This window comes from Erwinia piriflorinigrans CFBP 5888, assembly GCF_001050515.1.
GTDB classification, from domain to species: Bacteria; Pseudomonadota; Gammaproteobacteria; order Enterobacterales; family Enterobacteriaceae; genus Erwinia; species Erwinia piriflorinigrans.
Genome location: NZ_CAHS01000013.1, coordinates 210,161 through 230,920 on the forward strand (window position 1 = coordinate 210,161; position 20,760 = coordinate 230,920).

At 45.3% G+C, this 20,760-nt stretch carries 15 protein-coding genes; 9 read left to right on the plus strand and 6 right to left on the minus strand.

What is annotated here, in order from left to right; translation table 11 throughout:
• Positions 1-370 precede the first annotated feature (370 nt).
• From EPIR_RS05460 to EPIR_RS05480, 5 genes are all read left to right on the plus strand, one after another.
• Positions 371-2,137 carry a hypothetical protein gene (locus tag EPIR_RS05460; RefSeq protein WP_023654313.1) on the plus strand — a complete coding sequence of 589 codons (1,767 nt, stop codon included), beginning with the start codon at positions 371-373 and terminating at the stop codon, positions 2,135-2,137.
• A gap of 444 nt (positions 2,138-2,581) precedes the next feature.
• A complete protein-coding gene (gene avs1a, locus EPIR_RS05465; protein ID WP_023654314.1) occupies positions 2,582-3,742 on the plus strand; it encodes an AVAST type 1 anti-phage system MBL fold metallo-hydrolase Avs1a in 1,161 nt (386 codons plus the stop codon).
• Positions 3,727-9,546 carry an AVAST type 1 anti-phage system protease Avs1b gene (gene avs1b / locus EPIR_RS05470; protein WP_048696970.1) on the plus strand — a complete coding sequence of 1,940 codons (5,820 nt, stop codon included), beginning with the start codon at positions 3,727-3,729 and terminating at the stop codon, positions 9,544-9,546. Before avs1a ends, avs1b begins: the two co-directional genes overlap by 16 nt.
• On the plus strand, positions 9,546-9,827 hold the full coding sequence (gene avs1c / locus EPIR_RS05475; protein WP_023654316.1) for an AVAST type 1 anti-phage system protein Avs1c: 282 nt from the start codon (positions 9,546-9,548) through the stop codon (positions 9,825-9,827). Before avs1b ends, avs1c begins: the two co-directional genes overlap by 1 nt.
• Before the next feature lie 179 nt (positions 9,828-10,006).
• Positions 10,007-10,918: a hypothetical protein gene (locus EPIR_RS05480; protein WP_023654317.1), complete on the plus strand. Its 912-nt coding sequence runs from the start codon at positions 10,007-10,009 to the stop codon at positions 10,916-10,918.
• 43 nt (positions 10,919-10,961) lie between these two features.
• On the opposite strand, the gene EPIR_RS05485 is transcribed toward EPIR_RS05480, so the two are convergent.
• The 6 genes from EPIR_RS05485 to EPIR_RS05500 all read right to left on the minus strand — a co-directional run bounded on the left by EPIR_RS05485 (position 10,962) and on the right by EPIR_RS05500 (position 15,509).
• Positions 10,962-11,576: an inovirus Gp2 family protein gene (locus tag EPIR_RS05485; protein WP_023654318.1), complete on the minus strand. Its 615-nt coding sequence runs from the start codon at positions 11,574-11,576 to the stop codon at positions 10,962-10,964.
• Between the two features lie 275 nt (positions 11,577-11,851).
• The gene (locus EPIR_RS19015; protein WP_048696973.1) at positions 11,852-12,406 is read right to left on the minus strand and encodes an ECF-type sigma factor; all 555 of its coding nucleotides are present in this window, start codon (positions 12,404-12,406) and stop codon (positions 11,852-11,854) included.
• A gap of 151 nt (positions 12,407-12,557) precedes the next feature.
• On the minus strand, positions 12,558-13,307 hold the full coding sequence (locus EPIR_RS05495) for a hypothetical protein (protein WP_023654319.1): 750 nt from the start codon (positions 13,305-13,307) through the stop codon (positions 12,558-12,560).
• A gap of 83 nt (positions 13,308-13,390) precedes the next feature.
• Positions 13,391-13,615 (minus strand): helix-turn-helix transcriptional regulator, encoded by a 225-nt coding sequence (locus EPIR_RS18065; protein WP_072066013.1) that lies wholly within the window; start codon positions 13,613-13,615, stop codon positions 13,391-13,393.
• Complete coding sequence (locus EPIR_RS18070; protein ID WP_084007837.1) at positions 13,612-14,070, minus strand: hypothetical protein; 459 nt, start codon at positions 14,068-14,070, stop codon at positions 13,612-13,614. Before EPIR_RS18070 ends, EPIR_RS18065 begins: the two co-directional genes overlap by 4 nt.
• A 113-nt stretch (positions 14,071-14,183) precedes the next feature.
• Positions 14,184-15,509 (minus strand): tyrosine-type recombinase/integrase, encoded by a 1,326-nt coding sequence (locus tag EPIR_RS05500; protein WP_023654321.1) that lies wholly within the window; start codon positions 15,507-15,509, stop codon positions 14,184-14,186.
• A 2,194-nt stretch (positions 15,510-17,703) separates the two neighbouring features.
• On the opposite strand from EPIR_RS05500, the gene EPIR_RS05505 reads away from it, so the two are divergent.
• The 4 genes from EPIR_RS05505 to EPIR_RS05520 all read left to right on the plus strand — a co-directional run bounded on the left by EPIR_RS05505 (position 17,704) and on the right by EPIR_RS05520 (position 20,667).
• Positions 17,704-18,264 (plus strand): tyrosine-type DNA invertase, encoded by a 561-nt coding sequence (locus EPIR_RS05505; RefSeq protein ID WP_023654322.1) that lies wholly within the window; start codon positions 17,704-17,706, stop codon positions 18,262-18,264.
• Positions 18,265-18,715: 451 nt separating this feature from the next.
• A complete protein-coding gene (gene fimA / locus EPIR_RS05510) occupies positions 18,716-19,264 on the plus strand; it encodes a type 1 fimbrial major subunit FimA (protein WP_023654323.1) in 549 nt (182 codons plus the stop codon).
• Positions 19,265-19,332: 68 nt separating this feature from the next.
• Positions 19,333-19,872, plus strand: a complete 540-nt coding sequence (gene fimI, locus EPIR_RS05515; RefSeq protein WP_023654324.1) for a type 1 fimbrial minor subunit FimI — start codon at positions 19,333-19,335, stop codon at positions 19,870-19,872.
• A 108-nt stretch (positions 19,873-19,980) separates the two neighbouring features.
• Complete coding sequence (locus EPIR_RS05520; protein ID WP_048697030.1) at positions 19,981-20,667, plus strand: fimbria/pilus periplasmic chaperone; 687 nt, start codon at positions 19,981-19,983, stop codon at positions 20,665-20,667.
• Positions 20,668-20,760 lie beyond the last annotated feature (93 nt).

The following is a 20,760-nucleotide window of genomic DNA, read 5'->3' on the forward strand; positions in this document are numbered from 1 at the left end:
GAACGCCCCTTCTACTGCCGCCGAGTTTAGCAAGAAGATCGTGGTCAAGAAACCAGCGTGTTTCTTTTTAACCGAAGCGGTCAAATTTTTCGTTGTTCTTCAAACTCGTTTTTTTGTATTCGACATCAAGAGTTGACAAATAAACTCCCGAATAAGTGCTAGTGGCAGTCGTTCACAACAAGCGTTCCTGTGGGCATCCTTTCTCATATTGGATGGATTAATGGCTTACCGCTAAGTATGATAAAAAATGTGTTACTGAGGGGAACGCGACTTAGTGGCAATCTTTGAGATTGAGAAAGATGAATTACTCCGGCTACCTCAGCAATGCATCCCTTACAGAATGCGTACACACTCTTGAGTGACACTATTAATGAATAGAGACTGGATTCTTCAAACCAGCGAGACTCGCCGAGCTTTCGCAAATGCTACATGGGTACCTCTGCGTGCTTCACAGAATCAGGTACGCGACATAACGCGGGATACCGAAATTGGTTACGTCGGGGAGTTCTTCGGGTGCGGATCGATAGCATTCCCACCACAACACAGAGAAGTTGCCGGGCAATTGAGTTGGAGTGACCTAGGGATTGCACACAGCGCGAGGCCATACGCCTACGAGGATGGCCACTACTCGCCTATAGATGAATACCAATATAACGACAAAGAGCCAATAGGAATTGAGCTTATATTCGTGCATGACCAACCTGTTATCGGCGGAACGATATGGATACTAAACCCAGATCTGGTCGTTGCACTTGGCCTCATTAAGGAGGGGAACGACTGGGTTAGGCCCGAAGAGGATTTTGTGGTCGTAGCTCGAGAGTTTCTTGACGAAAATGGAAAATACCAGCTGATTGAGATAAAGCGGGCGTTTCTCATTGACTACTTGGCCGCCAGGGGACTCGCATTGCGCCTTTCCTACTATCGGCAACGCGTTGAGATTGTTTCCGCCCTTGAAGGCACTACCTACGAAGGATTAGAAAATCATCAGAGCGTGCGGGATCAAGGGCGTTTCGAATTGCTTATTCGCAGCCTCAATGATGTGTACGGAGGAAGTTGGGCATCGTTCCGTGTCTGGAGAACTGATGTTGATGAAGAAGAGGATGCTCCAGTCCTGGGTCCAGAGGATGACGAAAATACGGAGTTTGAGCAATCCGAAGGAGTTCGAGCTGGCCCCGATGGGGTGCGCATTGAAGGAGAGTTTTGGAGAGATGAGTGGATTGATCACCAAGGTATAAGTGTACGTATCCGAGGCGATGCTGATCAAACATTACCGAATTTCATTGTTGAAACTGATGGAGCAAGAGCGTCATCTTCAACGCTCAACAATGAAGATGTTGGTCGTTGGCTTTGGTTTCGTTCAAGCGTGGTGCTTGAACTTCTAAGTCATCGCGGTTTCGCCTTAAAGTGGTATACAGCGGAAACCGGTGGCATTCATTCTACCTCAGGATACGTCACACATTTCGGCATCAACTCTGCCGACTTGGTAACAGTTTATGCGTATGACATCGCTCGTCTTGCCGCTTGGGAACAGCATCTTTGGGCAGCTCACAATGTTGCGCCGGACGGGAAAGTTTCGGTGGAACTGCTGTCGTCACAAGTCAAGGCTCAAGTGGCTTCTACACATGCCGTTGAAGAGCTGCTCTTTGTGAGCATGCGGATGCTCGAACAAGGCTTCCGTAAAAAATTTGACGTTAACTTGTTCAATCACAACATAGATGACGAAGAGGCTATGCAGCAGGTCACTCGCTTCCAGTGTAGAGACCAAGCGTCATTGCTTCGACTCGCGAAGGACATCATTCGCGTGTTTTCGGATCGTTTAAATGTTCGCGAGCTACGCAAACTCTCAACTCATACGGAAAGGGAGAAACTTGGCTCTAACAAGCTACTCCAAGACATATTGGCCAACGAAGTTGGAGAAGAGAGAGCCCGGTTGGTACTTGGTCCGGTTGTAGGCGCTTATGAGCTAAGACTTGGTGATGCGCATCCGACTGGATCAAAGATTGGTGAAGCCTTGAAGCTAGCTGGTATTGATGAGAGCCGATCACCTTTGCGGCAGGGGGAGCAGCTTATTCATAACGTTGGGCACTCCATATGGTGGATTGGGAAACTACTGTTTGATAAGAAGGATAATGCTTAAAAAAAAACACTCAATACCACACAATTCTCAACTCCGAAGGACTTCGTGAAACGTGAGTAAGCGTCAACTCAGCTCCGTCTGGTTTACCTCGTCAGGCTCTGTAGTTTAGGTGTTGCCATGGCGTATAACCCTGCCAACAGAATAACTTACCTTACTCCAGTCAATACCGCCTTCGCTGTACGCTTACGCTTTTCGCTCAAACTGTGTGAAAACGTTTTTGATCGCATAAATTACCAAAACAGGGCTGAAAACCGCGCTCATACGTAAAATTCGGCTCAACTAACCAGTCGACCAATTTCAGATTTTGCGTAGACGCGCGCACTTCAGTTTTAGTCAGGGTTTTCACACAGCCTGCGCTCATGGCTGCTTTAAGCTAAAACAAACAGATAGAAAGAAGTTACGATACCCTGTGAATTCTTGCAGGCAGATATCAAGGAGGGTTCATTGGTAGCGATAAAAATGTATCCGGCAAAGGATGGGGATGCTTTTCTTATTATTTGCGATGAGGAAAAAAGTGCATTTCTGATTGACGGAGGCTACGCGGAAACGTTCAGGCAACATATTTTGCCTGACTTACGTGAGCTGAGTTTTAACGGTTACCGGTTACGTCTGGTCATGGCAACACATATTGATTCAGATCACATTGGTGGTCTCGTGGACTTCTTTCTTGTAAATGGACACGCAGCAGAGCCTGCAGTGATTACTGTTGACCGCGTATGGCACAACAGCCTCAGGGCGATGACGAGACCCGAAAATAATGCACAAAAAGTGGATTCCCGAGAAATCACTGACTTTTTGAGACGGAGATATCATGTCGAAGCCGATAAAGCCAAACCGCATGAAATCAGCGCGCGTCAGGGGAGTTCACTGGCTGCCAGCCTTCTGGCTGGCGATTATCATTGGAATGAGGGAAAAGGGTATCAGTGTATCTGCACCGGTACCTCCATTCCCAACTTGATGTGCGATAACAGTCTAACAATTCTGAGCCCCTCTAAGGAGAGAATTTCAGCGCTCTGCCTGTGGTGGCGCAGACAACTTGCATCGCTGGGCTTTTCGGGACGGTCCTCCTCGAGTGAGGCATTTGATGATGCTTTCGAATTTTTTTGTAAAAGGGAAGCATCTCAGGTTCCTCTTCCGCATGTCATCAATGCAAGAACACCGTTGCTTGAGAGGGATTATGCACGGGATACCTCGCCAACAAATGGCAGTTCGATAGCGTTCAGTCTGGTGCTCAATAAGAAGAGAATATTGATGCTAGGAGATGCCTGGGCGGAAGAAGTTGTGACATCTCTGGGTGCCAGTGGGGCGTCCCATCATTTTGATATCATTAAAATCTCACATCACGGTAGTATTAGAAACACAAGCCCGAATCTTTTAAAGATCATAGATGCTCCTGTGTACCTGATCTCAACCGACGGAAAAAAGCATGCCAGACACCCTAACCTGGCGGTTCTGAAAGCGATTGTGGACAGACCTGCGGCGTTTACGCGAACGCTCTATTTTAACTATGCCAACAGCGCATCTGCTTTTATGAAAAATTACCTTTCTGCAAGTGGTGCACAATTCAGAATCATTGAAGGATCAACGGATTGGATAACACTGTGAGATATGCTGCTACTGAAACTGAAATAAGGAACGCAACTGTACTCATTGAATGCGCGGGTTACACTGGTTCCGGAACCCTGATCGCAGCAGACAAGGTCCTTACGGCTGCACATTGTGTAGTATCGGATGATCCTGAGACACCAATTACAGTGACATTTTTTGGTGCGGATGAAGACGTCTGTGTCAATGCGACAATTTCAGAAATAGATACATCGTGCGATGCCTGTCTGCTAACACTTTCTGACTCTGTCGACATTCCGCCTATTACACTTATGACACAGCCGGAGCGAGAGGGAAGCCAATGGAAAGCCTTTGGCTATCCGGCATCACGCAATGGGCCATCACATTATCTTCATGGCACTATAAGTCAGATTTTACCAAGGCTTTTCCATGGCGTTGATATGGATTTGTCGGTCAGTGCCGATTGTGTTCTGGAAGAGTACAGTGGAGTTTCTGGTGCCGCCATTCTATCAGAAAATAAATGCATTGCGATGGTGCGCATCAGGATGGATGGTGGACTAGGTGCAGTAAGTCTTGATAAGTTAAGCGGTTTGCTGATTCGAAACGGCCTCATCCCAGATGACATTGCATCCCTGCCAGATTCATCACTGTCGGGTGAAGTTGTCCTGAACCGCACAGAATTTCGCGACAACTTTGAATCGTTCGTCCTGGAGCACAAGGGACGTGCAGTGCTTTTGGAAGGTAGTCCCGGCTCTGGTAAGACTACCTTCTGCCGCCATTATCAGCCCCGTAGTGAGCAACTCGCAGTGGCGGGTGTCTATGAATTTACACCGGAAGACGGTGCTGGTACGACATTCAAAATTCTTCCTGAGGTATTTGCCGATTGGCTGCATAACCAGGTTTCTATACTGCTTTCAGGTAGGCCTGCTCGCAGGGAGGAAACAGAAAAGATCAATCTGACCCAAAAGGTGTCTGACCTTCTACATACTTTCTCAGATTACTGGAAGCACAAAGGAAAATATGGCGTCATTTTCATTGATGCTGTGAATGAGGCAAGCGAGTGCGGGGATGAGGCAGTATCGCGCTTTACAGCATTACTGCCGGTGACACTTCCGGAGAACGTCAAACTTGTTTTCACCGCACCATCATTATCATCAGCTGGTAAGGCTTTCCGGCACTGGCTCACACCTCAGGATTGTATCAGCCTAACGCTTTTAAGCCATAGGGAGGTGTTACAGCTAACAGCTCGAGAGCTTAAAACTTCCGCCCCTTCTTTGTCACTACTCACACGAGTTAGTGATATAGCTCAGGGCCATCCACTTTATCTCCGATACATTCTTGGGTATCTGAAAGCGAATCCGGATCAGGTTAATCTGGAGATATTCCCGGTTTTCAGTGGCAGCATTGAAACCTACTACGAAAGGCTCTGGCAGGGGCTGGTTAAGGATGAGAGCGCTGTAAATCTGCTCGGTATTCTCTCGCGGATGCGCTGGGGCATTGATATTTCATCACTGATCCCTGTTCTAACACCGCAGGAACAGACGGTGTTTGTTCCAACCCTTGACCGTATTCAGCATCTGCTTCTTAATGATAAATCATCAGCATTGTGCCACCAATCATTTGCGGCGTTTATCAACAGTAAAACGGCGGTAATTAACTCGCTGCTGCACGGACGCCTTGCCGACTTCTGCCTTACCAGTGGAGAGAGTTATGGCCTGATTAATCGCGCTTATCACCTGCTCCTAGCCTCTCACGACAGACATCCTGAAGCCGCATTGGTGTGCACGCAGGAATGGGCTGACGCCTGTATCGTCAAGGGGGCTCAGCCGGATATTCTAATTCACGATATCCGTCAGACCCTGAAGAACACGCTTATTCGTGCCGATGCAGTGGCATCGATTCGTCTGTTGCTGCTTTTCCAACGCATGACCTTCAGACACCATTTTTTGTTTCTGCAGTCAGCTTATCACTCAGGCCTTGCCCTGGCTGCACTTGGCAGACCGGATGAGGCCCTTGAGCAGCTCATACCATCTGGAAGCCTCGTTGTTGATGCAGTTGATGCAATTGTCAGCGCACAGACTCTCGCGCGTATGGGAAACAGTGAACACGCGCTGAAGCTATTGGAAAAGGTGAAGTCAGCTGTCGACCAAGAATTTGAACGCAATCCCGTCAATCTATCTGATTTTATCGGCCTTTCCCTGGCTTGGGTGAGAGCTGAGCTGATGGCTGGGGTGGTTGATGGCCACGGACGCACACGCGAGGTTGTTGAGTATTTGTACGGTTGTGGGCAAGTCGTTCGCGATAATTTTGAACAATCAGCGCATAGTAAATCAGCATATACACGCGCTTTTTATCCTCTTCAGGCAGAAATGGAAGCCGTGAACATAGCCTTTAATGACCGCTCCGTATCTTTACGGACGGTTAAAGAAAAGTTTGGTAGCTTACCGGAAAATATTCTTGATCTGATGCTCAGTTCAGTTATGCGGGCACATGACATCATTCTGCAACATCAGTTGCCGATGCCCCAGCATGCTTTGCAACCCGTTTGGTACAATCTGGACAGATTACTTCATACTGATATTCCGTATTCGAACGAAATTCGTTTTAATTCATTAAGTAGCCTTATTTTTTTCAATGCGCCTTCTGCTCTTATTATCAGGATGGCGGGGGTATTTTCTTTCGAAGTAGTACCCGAAATAACGTTGCTCAATGAAGAAAATGAGATAGCAGCAGACAGCATTGACGTTAGTGAACAGGGACAACTCTGGCTGGTGAGCGCCTACCTTAATGAAACGCAACCCTGTCCCGATATTAAACATCCGAGTCAGGGATGTTCTGAATGGCTCAAGACATTGACTGAGGCTATTTTTTGGTACAGCGGGCAGGCGCGCCGGGCAGTTATTGACGGCAACGATGAGAAAAAAGAACTGCTTTTAGTCAAGGTGCAGAATGATATTCTCCCTGCTCTTTCGTACTCGCTGGAAGAGCGCATGGCATGGCCGAATTCATGGGCAATGCCTGAACAGATTATCCCCATGATTTACGAAGAGTTAGTAAACATGTTCGGCGCATGCTGGCCCGATAAGATATCAGTGATCACTGATTTCATTCTGGCTCATACGCCTCAGCAATGTGGACTTTATTCCGAGGGGTACAGGCGTTTACTGAACAGAGTTATTCAGACTCTTCTAAATGAGCATCGGTTTTTGGGGCAATCTGATACGACATTTCAACTACTTGAGACGTTGCATGCGTTTGTTTCTGCTTTTACTGAGAATCGGCAGGAGCTGGTTCCTGAATTACTGAATATTATTCCAGCTTATATTAGCCTTGATGCTCCTCAGCTGGCACAGGACACTTACACTGAGCTTTTAGGTGTGTCGATGGGCCCTGACTGGTACAAAGAAGACCAATTTGCCCTCATGACAACTATGCTGCGCGTGATACCACAGCATACAGACACAAATACTACACTTTCACAAGTTGCAGGATTCCTTGAACATGCTTCGGGTGAAATGACATTTAGGCGTTATGTTAGGCAGGAAAAATCACAGTTTATTGGCGAACTTATTCGTCGTGGGAATTATGCACACGGGTTTAACTATTATCGTCAGCAGTCCTGCGGATCCCATGAGGAAATGCTCACCCAACTTAGCCACCCAGCTGCAGATAGCCCTCATCCATTGAAAGGCATGCGGTTCCCGGGGGGAGCGCTGGATGAGGAACATGCTGTAGAATGCATTGTCAGTGAACTGCGAAACAGAGTCGACTGGCGGCTTCGCTGGGGACTTCTTGAAATATTCAGCTTTGGCAGTATTGGTAATCTTGCAGTGCCCTTTGCTGAACTTATCAATGAATTTTCTGCAGACACTGAAGACCTTAATGAAATACCCAAAAGGTTGCACAACATTTTACATGGTGATGTGCCTTTCTCAGAACACAGAAATTTTATCAAAAATTTCACAGAGCACCTTGCAGACAACCATAAGCCACTCTTTGCTGAATTTATCAGTTTGCTATCCGAAGACACTAGCGATAACGACGTTAAGCCTCCCCCCTCTGGTGATGCTAACCAGAAGGGTACTGATACCTCAGATGATGTGGCAATGCAGCCAGGACTTTTTGGGAAGCGTTCTGCGATCAATAGGGCTGAAGCCTGCATGGAAAATGCCCGAAAAGCCGCAGCACGCAGAAACACAGTTCGTGCAAGTGAGTTAGCCGTTGAAAGCCTGCATATAATTCAGGATGGTGACTGGTCAGTCTGGAGAAAGAACAACCATCTGGCGGAACTTACACGGACGTACATATTGGACAACTCTGCGGATGCAGGTTCGGTCATTCGTGCTTATGCTTCGCTTGTAGAAAAAGAACGTTATGCCCCGGCATGGGTAATTGCTAGTCATCTCATCGAAATAGCAGCCAGTAAATTCTCTGATCAAGAAGCCCAAGCTATTAACCAGATCGTACTTGAACACAACCGCCACATGCTTGGGAATACCGAAGCGGATGCTGCGCATTTTTCTTTTCTTAATGAACCTGATACCTCAGATGCAGGTGAAGAAACACTCTATTTTCTGTTTTGGCTGCTGGAACACCCACTGAAATTCAGACGCGAACGGGCTCTGGAAGTACTGAAGTGGCTTGCATCAGACGATGATAAGATTCTGGGCCAATGCGTGACGGAGGCACTCGTTTCAGACATTGCCTCACGAGCTGAAGCACTAATGGCATTGACAGACTGGGTGTCAGCTAGATCTCCTCAGCGAATATGGGACTTTATAGTTAAAGAGCGCAGCCTTTTTGAATGGCTTGAAGGCACTACTGCACTAAGCCAAGTCCATCTCCTGGAGCGAGTAACCAGCAGAGCGGGATTTGTTTTAAGAAATGAGATTGCCGCATTTGAGCGACCCCGAAAGCTTTTACTGACATCAGAAGCCTCTGGACAACGGAATATTCCAGAAAATTTACCAACATGGGTGCAATCCTTGTCGCAGACCCTTGCCGTGATGGAAAAGCAGGGAATAGATATCCCAGCTTTGCTTACCTTACTCGAAAAACGGGTTTTACAGCAGAGTGGATTGGCTGATATCACGGTGGCTTTTGAGCTGGAAAAGTTACTTGCGCGTGGTTTTACTGTGAATAGAACACCAAGTCACCATCGCTGGGAGACGATGGTGCGATTTGCATTAAACCAGATCATACATGAGGCGGCCGCACAGGATGAACTGCAAAACATTGAACCCTTGCTACGTGCCTGGAACCCCGCGTCAGAGGAGTGTGTTGAGCCGTGGGAGGTTTGTAACCGGGCAAAACAGATTATCTGCGCTGTTATGGAAGGTAGACATCAGCAAGCTTCGGGCATAGAGGATGGCTTTTTCTTGCATTATCTTGATGAAGTGGAGGTTTCCCGAGAAGGTCAAACGCATCTGGTGGAAATCTCAGCGGTGTTAACGACAGCTCATAATGGTCATGAGAGCCTTAGACCAGGTGCAGAAAGCGAATTTAATGCAACACAGACACCTGATATAGAGCGGACGCTTAGTGTGCACCTTACATGCCAGCGAGTCAAAATGCAGCCTTTGCTTTTTGGGGGAGCTACGCCTGCCGCAGTGTCGAAAAAGTTTATGCAGATGACTGGAACGTTGCCTTCAGACTTTATTCGCAGGCAATGGCGAAGCGGGCGTTCTCTTAGTAAAAACAGATGGGGGGAACCAATAAGCAGAGGAAGTCTGTTACTCATGAAAAGAACAACTACCCTCCCTCCAGGACTGGGCTTAGCGTGGTATGTCACTGTCGATGGGAAGTTGATGAATATATTTTCATATGCCCCGAGGAGGAGATAATGAAATACAGTTCAATGGAAACGCCAAAAACGCGAGAGGAATTTGAGGCTCGCTGTTTTCACCTGCTCAATGCGATCAAGTTAGGACGGTATCATGGCATTCCGGGTGAAGGTAACAAAGAGCAGGTTCCTTTTCTCCCTAACGGACGAGTTGATCTGGCAAACATTGATACCATGACTCGCCTCTCGATGAACTCGTTATATGATTTCCACTATAACAGGGATAATTATCCGCAGTTTGATCTCTCTGAAAATGACGAGAATGAAGAGGCTACGGATTGAGCTGGCCGATAGAATAATGTGCTTGGATCTTAGAGGGGCTTCCAAAGAATTAGAACGCTAAGGTTGCCAAAGTTGTGTACGAAAAATGATTGATTTGGTTGAACGCTAAAAAGAAAGTGAGTAGCGGTTTGAAGCCAGGCTACGAGCTTATATAAACATTCTGCTTACAGGAGAAAGTCATGGAAGCTGCTCGTGATAAACGTACCCACGAGATTGTTGAGGCAGAGGATCTTTGGTTGCTTGATAGCGTTGATACTAAAGGCTACGTGTGCTGGGGATGTGGAATTGAGATGTACCCTTCCGCCTGGCAAAAAAGCAGTAAGAAAAGACCATCGTTTAATAAAATTCCGGGAAATGAACATATTAACTGCGATGCTGATGCTGAAAGCACGGTTGTTAAACAGAGTCAGAAGAAAAGCGTCCGCCACTTGCTGGACAGCGCACCGGGTTTGATGCCCGCTGGGCTAAAACTGATTGAACGACGACCAGTTGTTGATCCAGACGCTACTGGCAGCGAAAACAAACCCAGTTCGACGCGTTCAGCATCGTCAACATCCAGTGAGGGTAATGCCCCGGCAAGGCAATCCCGTCGTCCGGTGAATGCTATTCGCCAGATTTGTAGGGCGTTTATTCGCTTCCCGTATGATCATGGTATGTCATTAAACATACCGGGCATTGATGCTGATACTTACATGACCGTCTTTAAAAAACTTAAAGATCCTATTCAATCCTACCCTGATCGCCGAGTTTTCTATTCACAGTTGTTGTGGCAGAATTTTGAACATGATGACAACAGGCTTATTATCCCGTTGTCGGGCGAGTGGGCTAAAGATGAATTTGGGAAACTTAAACCCTCGCGGAGTTACAAACTCCACGTGGAGTGGGCCAACTGGTCGCAGGCTAAACGTACAGCGCTTCAGAACGAACTAGAAGCCGCCCAGGAAGAAGCGAAGGATGCGGGGAAGAAAAAGCTAAAGGACAGGGCGCATGTTTTCTTCATCGGTGAGCAAAGTGCCGATGACCACGAGATCTTCTACGTTACCGACTACCGGCTAATTTGCGCAATTATGGGGCATTTCACTCGTCAATGAACCTGAGAAAGCCTTCCCACGCAGAGAAGGCCTATTCAAATTGCTATTTCCGGCTACAGCCAAAGTTCCTTTCACCCTTTTCGTAAATTTTACTGTCAAGCTTGGTCAGGTAATCCAGGCGCACAAATAGCATGCCATAGTTATAGAGATAATCAGGTGAATATTTGTCCAGAATATATTTGCAGTTCTCAGGAAAATGAACCAGCGCTGGGTAGTCATCCAGTTCCATTCCTAATGCACTGTACCAGGCTTTGGTGATCATCCCTTTCAACGAGTCTTCGCTCTTGTCGTCTCCCAAGTAGTAATACGCCTGCTTGTTAAACACCAGACAGGTATGGAAGTGGCATTTCCCTGACCCACTGAATTCTTTGGCCCACATACTACGTAAGGTATTAGGATGAACCCTGACTCCGTTACGCTCCCTGCGCCGCTCGCTGGCTTCCAGTATCTCATTCGATGAGTTAATAAACCGGGATATTGCTCCTGGTTCGCGATTGTGGAAGCAGCAAACTGTATCTTCAAGGTTAGGGGGGTAATGAAGATCAACACGCAAAGCCATTATGCTGCTAAATTCGTTGTTCGCGTTTTCAATTACCTCAATCATTTGATCAAGATTATCTTCGTTGTGTAATCCGTGTGTCCCTCTGTACGTTCTCATAATATATATACCTGTGTAATTGATCCTACAGTCTATAGGGGGCCGTATTAGTTATCACCACACAGGCAGGGCTATACTTACCCAGGATTAGGGGTATATACTGGCATCAGATCTTAGTATGGACACTGATTGTTAATAGCACCCTTAGTTATCCATTAACTGGGAGTAAGGGTATACAGCCATTATAATACCATTTCCTACATCTAAATTTTAGATGAAGTTAGCCCCAGCCTGTGATGACTGTTTAAAAGTTACTCTGCAATTAGGTTGCTGAATTAACCGATAATTCCGTTTCTCCAATTTCGTTTAACTGTGGATAAGCTGACTCCTAATTCTCTTGCTACCTCTGATTGTTTATACCCTTTCAACTTGAGTGTGTAGATGCTGAGTTTATGCTGACTGCCTTCTTTTCGTCCAAGCGGTTTCTTGATTGTTCTATGCTTGCTTCTGCTTGATTTAAGATTCTGAATGTCTATCCCTTTTTGTACCGATATTAGAAAAGACATACAGCTTTCAGCAGATGGTTCAATTCTGCTATAGGGATGATAACAGTAGACGTTGATATCTTTCTTGAAGCAAGAAAACAGCGTGTCCAACACATCATCAATGGTATCTCCCAGACTGTTTAAATCTGTCAGAACGAGTGTGTCTCCTTTGCCTATTTTTTTTATGAGTTCTTTTAATATTCGCCGCCCATACCCAGCAATCTCAATTGCCACATTTCCCTCTGGAATTGCAAACTCCTTATTTATCTCTAGGTAGGTAGGGTGTTTCTTTATTTCTCTTACTTCTTTTGAGTTTTTGCATAACTGATAGTGGAAAAAATTCACATCTATGATCTCCGTGACAAAGGTGAGTGCATGCAGAGCAAGCGATCCTCACTTTTGTTGTTGAAAATAATTATCATCTGTCATAGTGGCTAGTCTAAACCCACTAATAGTAATGTCGATTTTTAATAACTTGGGTGTCATTAATTATTTTTTACACCCCTGTAAAAGGATTGATGACAATAATCACTTTTTCATTTTTACGGTGATCTGACACCTCATCTTCCTGAATGATTGGAACCATGACTGCCAGTTCATTTGTGTGGTAAATGTTTATCCAGCAAATGTAAGGAGAATTTGAATAAATTTTTTTTCGTTTTAAAACCTCTTTGACACCATGAGTGATAAGGTCGGAAATAGGTAGGAGTACTATATTGTTAAAGTCAAAAAAATAACCATTCCACGAAGTCTCTTTAATGAGTATTGTGTTGGAATACCCTTTGACGTTAGGACTATTTTTATCAACGATACGATCGGTTTTAATGTGAATAGCTCCTCTCATTCGGTAGGTATCAACAAAACCTTCAAGCTGTTCCTCTATGATTTTTTTCTCGCCTTTGCTCATTGTCCCATCACTGGTGTTATGCCGATAATGTTCAAAGCTGGGTATGTTAAGTTGGCTTTTAATATGGCTCTTCCAGCCTGCTAAAAAAAATTCCTCACGAGTGATTTCTGGTATGCCTCGTATGGATGATAAATGCGCATCCATCGTTTGATTTAATAAAAGCTCTCCGAGTTTTTTTACTTCATTATTGTGATAGCTAACTCGACTCGCAAAGGGGCGATACGCATTCATTACGTAATCAAAAACAGCGGAGCGTGATATATTTAAAGCGGCTCCAATCATGTCAGCCGTTTCTATTGATACATTGCTGATATTCAGGGATGTTATTTTCTTTGCCATGTGAACTCCAGAGTTTTCAGGATTCGATAAAGGGAGAGCTATTCTGCATCTGATGATGCAGAATAGCCGCCTGATTTATGTGCTTACAGATTTCCTCGCACAGAAAATGTAGCAATAAATTCTGCGACTTCATTACGTAACCAATAATGGCGACCATTGATTTGTTTTGGCCGAGGCAATCCTTCAGGTAATCTATCCTGGCAAAGCCATTTGCGAATGGTTTGGGATTTATAGCTAATGATTTTAGCTAACTCAGTAGTTGAAATGAGTTGTGGCTGGGTAATATCTGAGAGTTCGAATGCGTTCATTTTGCCACCTCATTGTTTAAGATGCGGGCAAAGAAAGCATTGGGTTGTATTAATTTTTGGAGGAGTTTTTTGAAAGAAGCTACTTTGAGCGAGGGAGAAACAGTTTCAGGATCGGGGTCACTACCATCACTTGAGCCTGAAGATGAAGTACTTTTTATCGATTTTGTTGTACTCCGATGTGATCTTGATGTCTGGTTTTTGAACGGTACAATACGTGCAACAACATTATGCAGCGTAATGTTGCGCATTCTTTTCCTCAGTAATGAACATTTTGTTTTGGCATGCGCCACTGATTTATGAAAACCAAACTTCACGTCTTTCAGATGATGGATAACCTGTTCCCAAGATTCTGATATGTTGGCAGTCTGATGCGATTCTGTTGGATGCAACCCCCAACGAGTTCTGATCGCCTCTTGGCTGATTTCTGTGGACTCAAGACTTGAATCTATCATCATGTTTATTTCCTGTTTTAAAAGTGGTCATGAAGGATACAGTTGGAATTCTCACCTGAAAATCCATTCCTGTCAACCATCTCAAGTGTCGCGCAACTATTTGATTTTTAATTAAATCAACGCAAATCTACGCTAGTTTTTTCGCGAATTGTCGCTTGTTTTAAGATCCATGCCTCAATCTTTTCATGCCATTTTCGCAAAAGATCTAGCGGGCGTCGGCGGTAATGCTTTTCCGCAAGTGCGCTTGGTTTGTGCCCCATGATTTGAGCTACAACGCCTGTTGGTACTTCCACCCATTCTGACAGTGTTCCAAAGCTCCGACGTAAGCCGTGCAAACTGATATGGGGTAAGTTTGCCTGCTTTAATGCCTGGTTATGTGCCTTTCGGGGCTCGACAATTTTTCCACTCTTACTTTTACTGGCGAAGACCCAGTAATCTTTACTAACATCACTTTTTGACGTTCTAGCCAGCTCAGACAAAATAGTTGAGACATAAGGTGTCAGTGGGATAATACGTTCGCCCTCAACCTTATCCCTGATCCGCATACTGGACCATTTGAAATCAATATCGGTCCAACGAAGAGATGCTATTTCTTCTCTCCGTGCCCCCGTGAGCAGAAGAACCTGGAGATAGGTTGAAATCACAGGATTGCTTAACCGCCTTACTTCACTGAACCAGCACTTCAGTTGCTCTTTTTGAAGGCAGTCATCTGCTTTACTGGCAGATACGGGCACCATTTTTCTGACATTACGGTCTTGGGTGAGATCAACAGGAATAATTCCCTGGAACTGCTTGTGGTCCTCAACCCACTTCAAAAATGTTCGAAGAATGCGGTATGAGTTGGCTGTGACCGTCGGGCGTGTTTGTCTCTCCCTAGTAAGCCATTCAGTAATGAGGAGGGGCGATATATCGGATAGTGGTAACTCAAGGAAACATGCTAATGGTGCAGCAATTGTTAAACCATCACCCACTTTTTTGGCATTCCCACCACGATCTGAAAGCCTGATATGGTCAGCAAGGTAGCGTGGTGAGTAAGGGCGTTTAGTTTTGGCGCTGATGCCCGTTTTCAGTTCTTTGAGATATTCTTCCCAGGCAGCAGAGAACATAACTTTCCCTCTGCGTGATTCCGCCTGTTGTGATTCTATGGCAGCAATTTTCTCTGCCTTAGCAATGCGAGGATCGATCCCTGTATCAATAAGCATCTGAAGTCTTCGTGCTTCAGTACGTGCATCATCGATTTTCCAGTCACTAATCTTGCCAATCGTCATGCGCAGAGTTTTTCCCAGAAACACACTCTGGAAGATGAATGCTTTTGTCCCTTTAGTTACACGGCAGGCCAGCATTGTTACGTCTGAATCCCAAAGAAACTCTTGCGATTTTCCTTCAGTTAGTTCAAATCTACGTAATCGTTCGAAGGTGAATTTTTGTCTCGAAGACGCCATTTGTAGCTCCTTATTGAATACTTACACCAGATGCTAATGTAACGGCTGGTGTAAGTAAATTGAGGCTATAAAGATCAACACTCATCAATTTTCATCAATGAAGTTTTTGTATAACATGTTGTTTTTATTGGAATAAAATGAATTCTGTGCGAATATTTAAAGACTTAAAAGTGCATTACCTTCGCACTTCTAAGCCGTAGGTCACAGGTTCGAATCCTGTAGGGCGTACCATTTTATCCTCTCTTACCGTCTCTCAAAGTCTACAAAATCCCGTTAAATCAGGCTTTAGCCCTAATCGCGATATCTCAAGGTCTACTACTGGCTATTGTAATCCACTGTTATGTGGGGATACATTTGGGGGGAGATTCCTGTTCAATGAAATGAGATACCCCCAATATAAAGCTAAGCGCCCGCAAGAGCGGGGAGCCGCTGTACAGGCACACCCTTTACACCGTGAGAAACGGTATCAGAAACGTACTGGCAGTAAGTAGATTTATAGGCTGCTCAGGATAAGCGATCGGTATCTGAAGTGGTCATCAATTCCGCTTAATCAATGGCGAAGGCGAACGGTCGTTTTCTCCCCAATTTCCAATAAAGTCTATCGATATCGGGCTTTATCGATTGGTATCAATGTAGGTAAAACCCTCGTCAATCAGCTTTTATCACAACATTCAGTAATACCGCTTACAGGTGTAAGAGTTTGCAGTGCAAAACCAACCGATTAAGCCTTTGAGCCTCTGTGAGGTAAGGGGCGTCTGATGGCACATCTCAGAGATTAAAATAGCGGTACCATTCGCATTCACTGTCGCTGGGAAAGATGCTGATGCTGGATGTTAGTTCGCAGAGGGTGCCTCTGGAAGTAAAGTATGGTAACAATATGAGGGAAGAATGCTCTACTACTGGCGATAATAGAATGCAAGTGCGTTGAAAATATCCTGTACGCTCCGGTTATTTCTAGTTATCTCCTATTTCTGCTTGCGGTCACAATGCCAGGTGAATGTGTATTTTCGGAAACTTACCTGATTCTTATAAAATATAGCATCCAAATGAATCCAGATATTAGCGCTGGCCTGCACAAGATAAGCAGGAAGATCCTGACCGTGTATCATTTACAGAGTGAATTATCCCTCTCTTTGCCGTTGAGTATGATGAGGCTACCCCGGTGAATCGCCAGATTAATAATCGATATGCAGCCTTATCTCACAAACCTTAATGCCAGTGAAAGTAAAATATAGCAAGCCATTGGTGATTGTTATGAGCGAAAATTTAGAAAAGGTTGGAGGGGGATTTATGTTTTTTGTTAAATAACAGCTGCTTTCATCTTACTTCGTTAGTTATTGCCTATGTGTTTTTGCCATTTTTCCGAGGTGAGGATTTAGCATTATGATAGCTCTATACGGAGATTATTGATCAAAGTCAGGAGATTTGTGGAAGTATCTTTGCCTTTTATATCGTGCGAAATGGTTGATGAAAACGCAGTTGGTTTGGGTGATTTTGTTTTATGTCTTGCCTGTTAAATCAATAGTTGCCCATAAATTCCCTAAAATTATTTTTCGGTTGCATTATATTCAGAAATAAAGGCTATTTAAATCTGATATACAGACAGCTTTTATCCTGATGAGTCAGGGGTGGCTGAAAAATAACGCCAAACATTCTACTCCTGATAGCTGGAGGTTATAAATATAAAGTTACGTATGTCAGATGTAGAAATAAGTCCTCTGCGAGAGGGGGGATGAAAAACAGGTCGCTAAAATAAATTGACTCTTTAATTTTTGCTTTTCCTGCCGCCCGGTGCTTTGTGGATTTCAGACAGGGCTTGTAAGACCGTGGCAGGTGGCGGACAGGTTCTCAGGCGCTGTGAGGCGGCGTTGTAAGGGCTCTTCGGAGGTTATCGTGCTGCTCGTTGATGCTTGCTGTGGTTCGTTCTGGTCAGGCAGGGATGACTAAGGGGATGCGTTGTAATATAAATAATCCTGTCTAATGCAGCTACGTTAAACTAATCGTATTCTTTATAAACAATATTATTGATGGGATAAGTTTTGATCTATTTTTATCAGTATCTGTAAATTATTCACTCCGCAATTTAATGTTGCACTTTTAATACTTTCCTGAGAGCATCTTGCCGTCATTGAATGTACTATCGTCTTTCTTATGTTTTCTGTATTTAAATTAACCATTACCTGGAGGTGGTCCCGTGAGTAAAAGAAAGTATCTTACCCATGATGAAATTAAACGTCTGCTTCAGGCTTCTCGTGACGGTACCTACCCAGTTCGCGATGAATGCTTAATAAAAATGTGTTTTATCCACGGATTTCGTGTTAGTGAGTTATGCCACCTGACATTCTCTGATATTAATTTAGAGGACGGAATAATACATGTGAACAGATTGAAAAATGGCCTGAAAACGACACATCCTTTACTTAAATCAGAGGTCATTCTCTTAAGAAAATGGCTAAAAGAGCGTCTCACATGGCGTGGAGCGGATACGCAGTGGGTTTTTCTATCGCAAAAAGCGGGGCCGCTGTCACGTCAGCAAATATATAAATTAATGCGATTATATGGCATGGAGGCCAATATTCCGGTCTCTTTAAGTCCTCACATGCTGCGCCATGCGTGCGGATATGCTTTAGCTGACAGGGGGGCAGATACACGGTTGATTCAGGATTATCTCGGTCACAGAAATATACAACATACCGTTTTATACACGTCGAGTAATTCTGCGAGATTTGTTGGTGTGTGGCAGGGGGAATTATAAAAAAATGGGTCAAAATGAGCCAAACTGTAAATATTGTTATCTAAACTGAAACTTAGGTCAAATAAAAAAACATGAATCATTAAAAAAAATTAAAAAAGTTTAATTTTCAGTAAATTATCATTCAGTCTTGTTTTTCTGTTTTCTTCACCCCCGCTTGATAACTCTCTTCCAATCTGCAAGCCCTGAACCAGGTAGCCTCTTCTCGTTAGTTAAAAAAATCATTAAATAAGCCATTTAAGGTGTTTTGTTCTGCTGGTGGCATTACATGTTAAAAAAAACAGAGGTAATGCACTAAATGAGTCAAATTGGCTCATTTTGACTACTTCTGAATAACGCACAAGGAATATTTGCTCCAACCTGGTGCAGGTTCATTACGCGTCATTCAGTTAATCAGTGAGTCAACATTCAATGGCCTTAATGGCTACTCTTCCAAAACATGGAGTTTGGACCTATGCGTAAAATTCGTTTAATCAACAGCCTGATCGCGGCTTCTCTGCTTACTGCTGGTATGGCACAGGCAGCAACCACAACCGTTAATGGCGGTACCGTTCACTTTAAAGGTGAAGTTGTTAATGCAGCTTGCGCCGTTGACGCCGGCTCTGTCGACCAGACCGTTCAGTTGGGCCAGGTGAAAACCGCTACGCTGAGCGAAGCGGGTAAAACCAGCTCCTCTGTTGGTTTCAATATCCAGCTGAATGACTGTGATACCACCGTAGCGACCAAAGCGGCTATCGCCTTCTCTGGTGTGACCGTAGCTGCAGACAACAACACTGCACTGGCTCTGGAAGGATCTTCTGCCGGTGGTGCGACTAACGTGGGCGTTCAGGTTCTTGATAGCGCTGGCAAGGCGCTGGCGTTCGATGGCGCAACCTTCAGTACTGCTGCCACTCTGAATGATGGCACAAATACCCTCCCATTCCAGGCTCGTTACGTTGCAACAGGTGTTGCCACCGCAGGCTCTGCTAACGCTAACGCCAACTTTAAAGTTCAGTACGAGTAATTCTGGTCTGCAAGGATGCATTTTCAGGCCAGGATGGCCTGTTTTCAGCAATCGAAAGGGAGAAGACGATGCTTAAAATCAGACTAGGACTTTTCCTGATGGCACTGGCACCTCTATCCATAGCGGGCAATAAATGGAATAGCACTTTGCCTGGCGGGCAGATGCGTTTTCAAGGCGAGCTCATAGCCGAAGCCTGCACGGTTGAAGCGGGCGACAGGCAGTTGACCGTGTATATGGGGCAGGTGAGCAGCAACAGGTTCAGTGCAGCAGGCGATCTCGCCGATCCGGTTCCCTTTGTCCTGCACCTTCAGGACTGCAACCCCAACGTCAGCGAGCGCGTGGGCATTGAATTCCACGGCGTGGCCGACGGCAAAAACCCTGACGTACTGTCTGTCGGTGAGGGGGAAGGCATTGCGACCGGTGTTGGCATCGCCCTGTTTGATGACAACGGGCAAATTATCCCCATCAATTCTGTTCCCCAAGCCTGGAGGCCCCTGATCCACGGATCGCGCGTTCTCCAGTTTGTTGCTAAATATCGCGCAACCGGGAATTTGGTAACTGGTGGTGCAGCGAATGCTCAGGCCTGGTTTTCACTGACATATCAATAACATTCTTTATCGCGCGTTCTGTACGTTTATCCCATGAGAGACAGGCGCTTGCGCAGACTGAAACATGGCGGTGATCCGCTTCAAGAGGTTAACGTGACAAATATGAAGATGACTTTAAAAGTCATGATGGCACTGCTGGCAATGTCGGTAGTCATATGCTCAAGCCGCGCTGAAGCTGGTGTGGCTCTCGGGGCGACGCGCGTCGTTTATCCTGCTGAACAGAAGCAGGTTACCCTCGGCGTCAGCAACAACAATGATAAAGATACTTTCCTCATCCAGTCCTGGATCGAGAATGATGATGGCCAAAAAGAGAGCCGTTTCGTTATGACGCCCCCTCTGTTTGTCATGAAGGGGAAAAAAGAGAACACGCTGCGCATTATAGATGCAACCAATCACGCCTTGCCTAAGGACAAAGAAAGTCTGTTTTGGGTCAATGTCAAAGCCATTCCGTCAATGAATAAATCGCAGCAGAAAGATAATACCCTTCAGCTGGCAATAACCAGCCGGATAAAAATGTTTTATCGTCCGGGGGAACTCACGATGGCACCCGATCAGGCACCATCAAAGTTAACGTTCAAACGTCGTGCAGGTGCGCTGGTCGTGAATAATCCGACACCTTACTTTATTACGGTCACGGAATTAAATGCCGGGACGCGCATATTGCCGAATACCATGGTTCCCCCTATGGCGTCTGCCAGTGTGAACTTGCCGGGGGATGCAGGCAGCGCAATATCTTACCGAACGATTAATGATTACGGCGCACTGACGGCGAAGATGAAAGCAACTTTGCAGTAATGACTATTCAGCTTTCCCTTACGGGATATTCAGGCAGGACAACACAGGTAAACAGAAGGCCGGCATAGAGTCATTGAGTGCGGGAGGGACGAT

What these genes read in the sequence shown, in the direction of transcription:
- EPIR_RS18070 (WP_084007837.1), bottom strand. Translation starts at nt 14,070, where the DNA reads ATGATGATAGATTCAAGTCTTGAGTCCACAGAAATCAGCCAAGAGGCG.
- EPIR_RS05460 (WP_023654313.1), top strand. Translation starts at nt 371, where the DNA reads ATGAATAGAGACTGGATTCTTCAAACCAGCGAGACTCGCCGAGCTTTC.
- EPIR_RS18065 (WP_072066013.1), bottom strand. Translation starts at nt 13,615, where the DNA reads ATGAACGCATTCGAACTCTCAGATATTACCCAGCCACAACTCATTTCA.
- EPIR_RS05520 (WP_048697030.1), top strand. Translation starts at nt 19,981, where the DNA reads ATGACTTTAAAAGTCATGATGGCACTGCTGGCAATGTCGGTAGTCATA.
- EPIR_RS05485 (WP_023654318.1), bottom strand. Translation starts at nt 11,576, where the DNA reads ATGAGAACGTACAGAGGGACACACGGATTACACAACGAAGATAATCTT.
- EPIR_RS05495 (WP_023654319.1), bottom strand. Translation starts at nt 13,307, where the DNA reads ATGGCAAAGAAAATAACATCCCTGAATATCAGCAATGTATCAATAGAA.
- avs1c (WP_023654316.1), top strand. Translation starts at nt 9,546, where the DNA reads ATGAAATACAGTTCAATGGAAACGCCAAAAACGCGAGAGGAATTTGAG.
- fimA (WP_023654323.1), top strand. Translation starts at nt 18,716, where the DNA reads ATGCGTAAAATTCGTTTAATCAACAGCCTGATCGCGGCTTCTCTGCTT.
- EPIR_RS05480 (WP_023654317.1), top strand. Translation starts at nt 10,007, where the DNA reads ATGGAAGCTGCTCGTGATAAACGTACCCACGAGATTGTTGAGGCAGAG.
- fimI (WP_023654324.1), top strand. Translation starts at nt 19,333, where the DNA reads ATGCTTAAAATCAGACTAGGACTTTTCCTGATGGCACTGGCACCTCTA.
- EPIR_RS05500 (WP_023654321.1), bottom strand. Translation starts at nt 15,509, where the DNA reads ATGGCGTCTTCGAGACAAAAATTCACCTTCGAACGATTACGTAGATTT.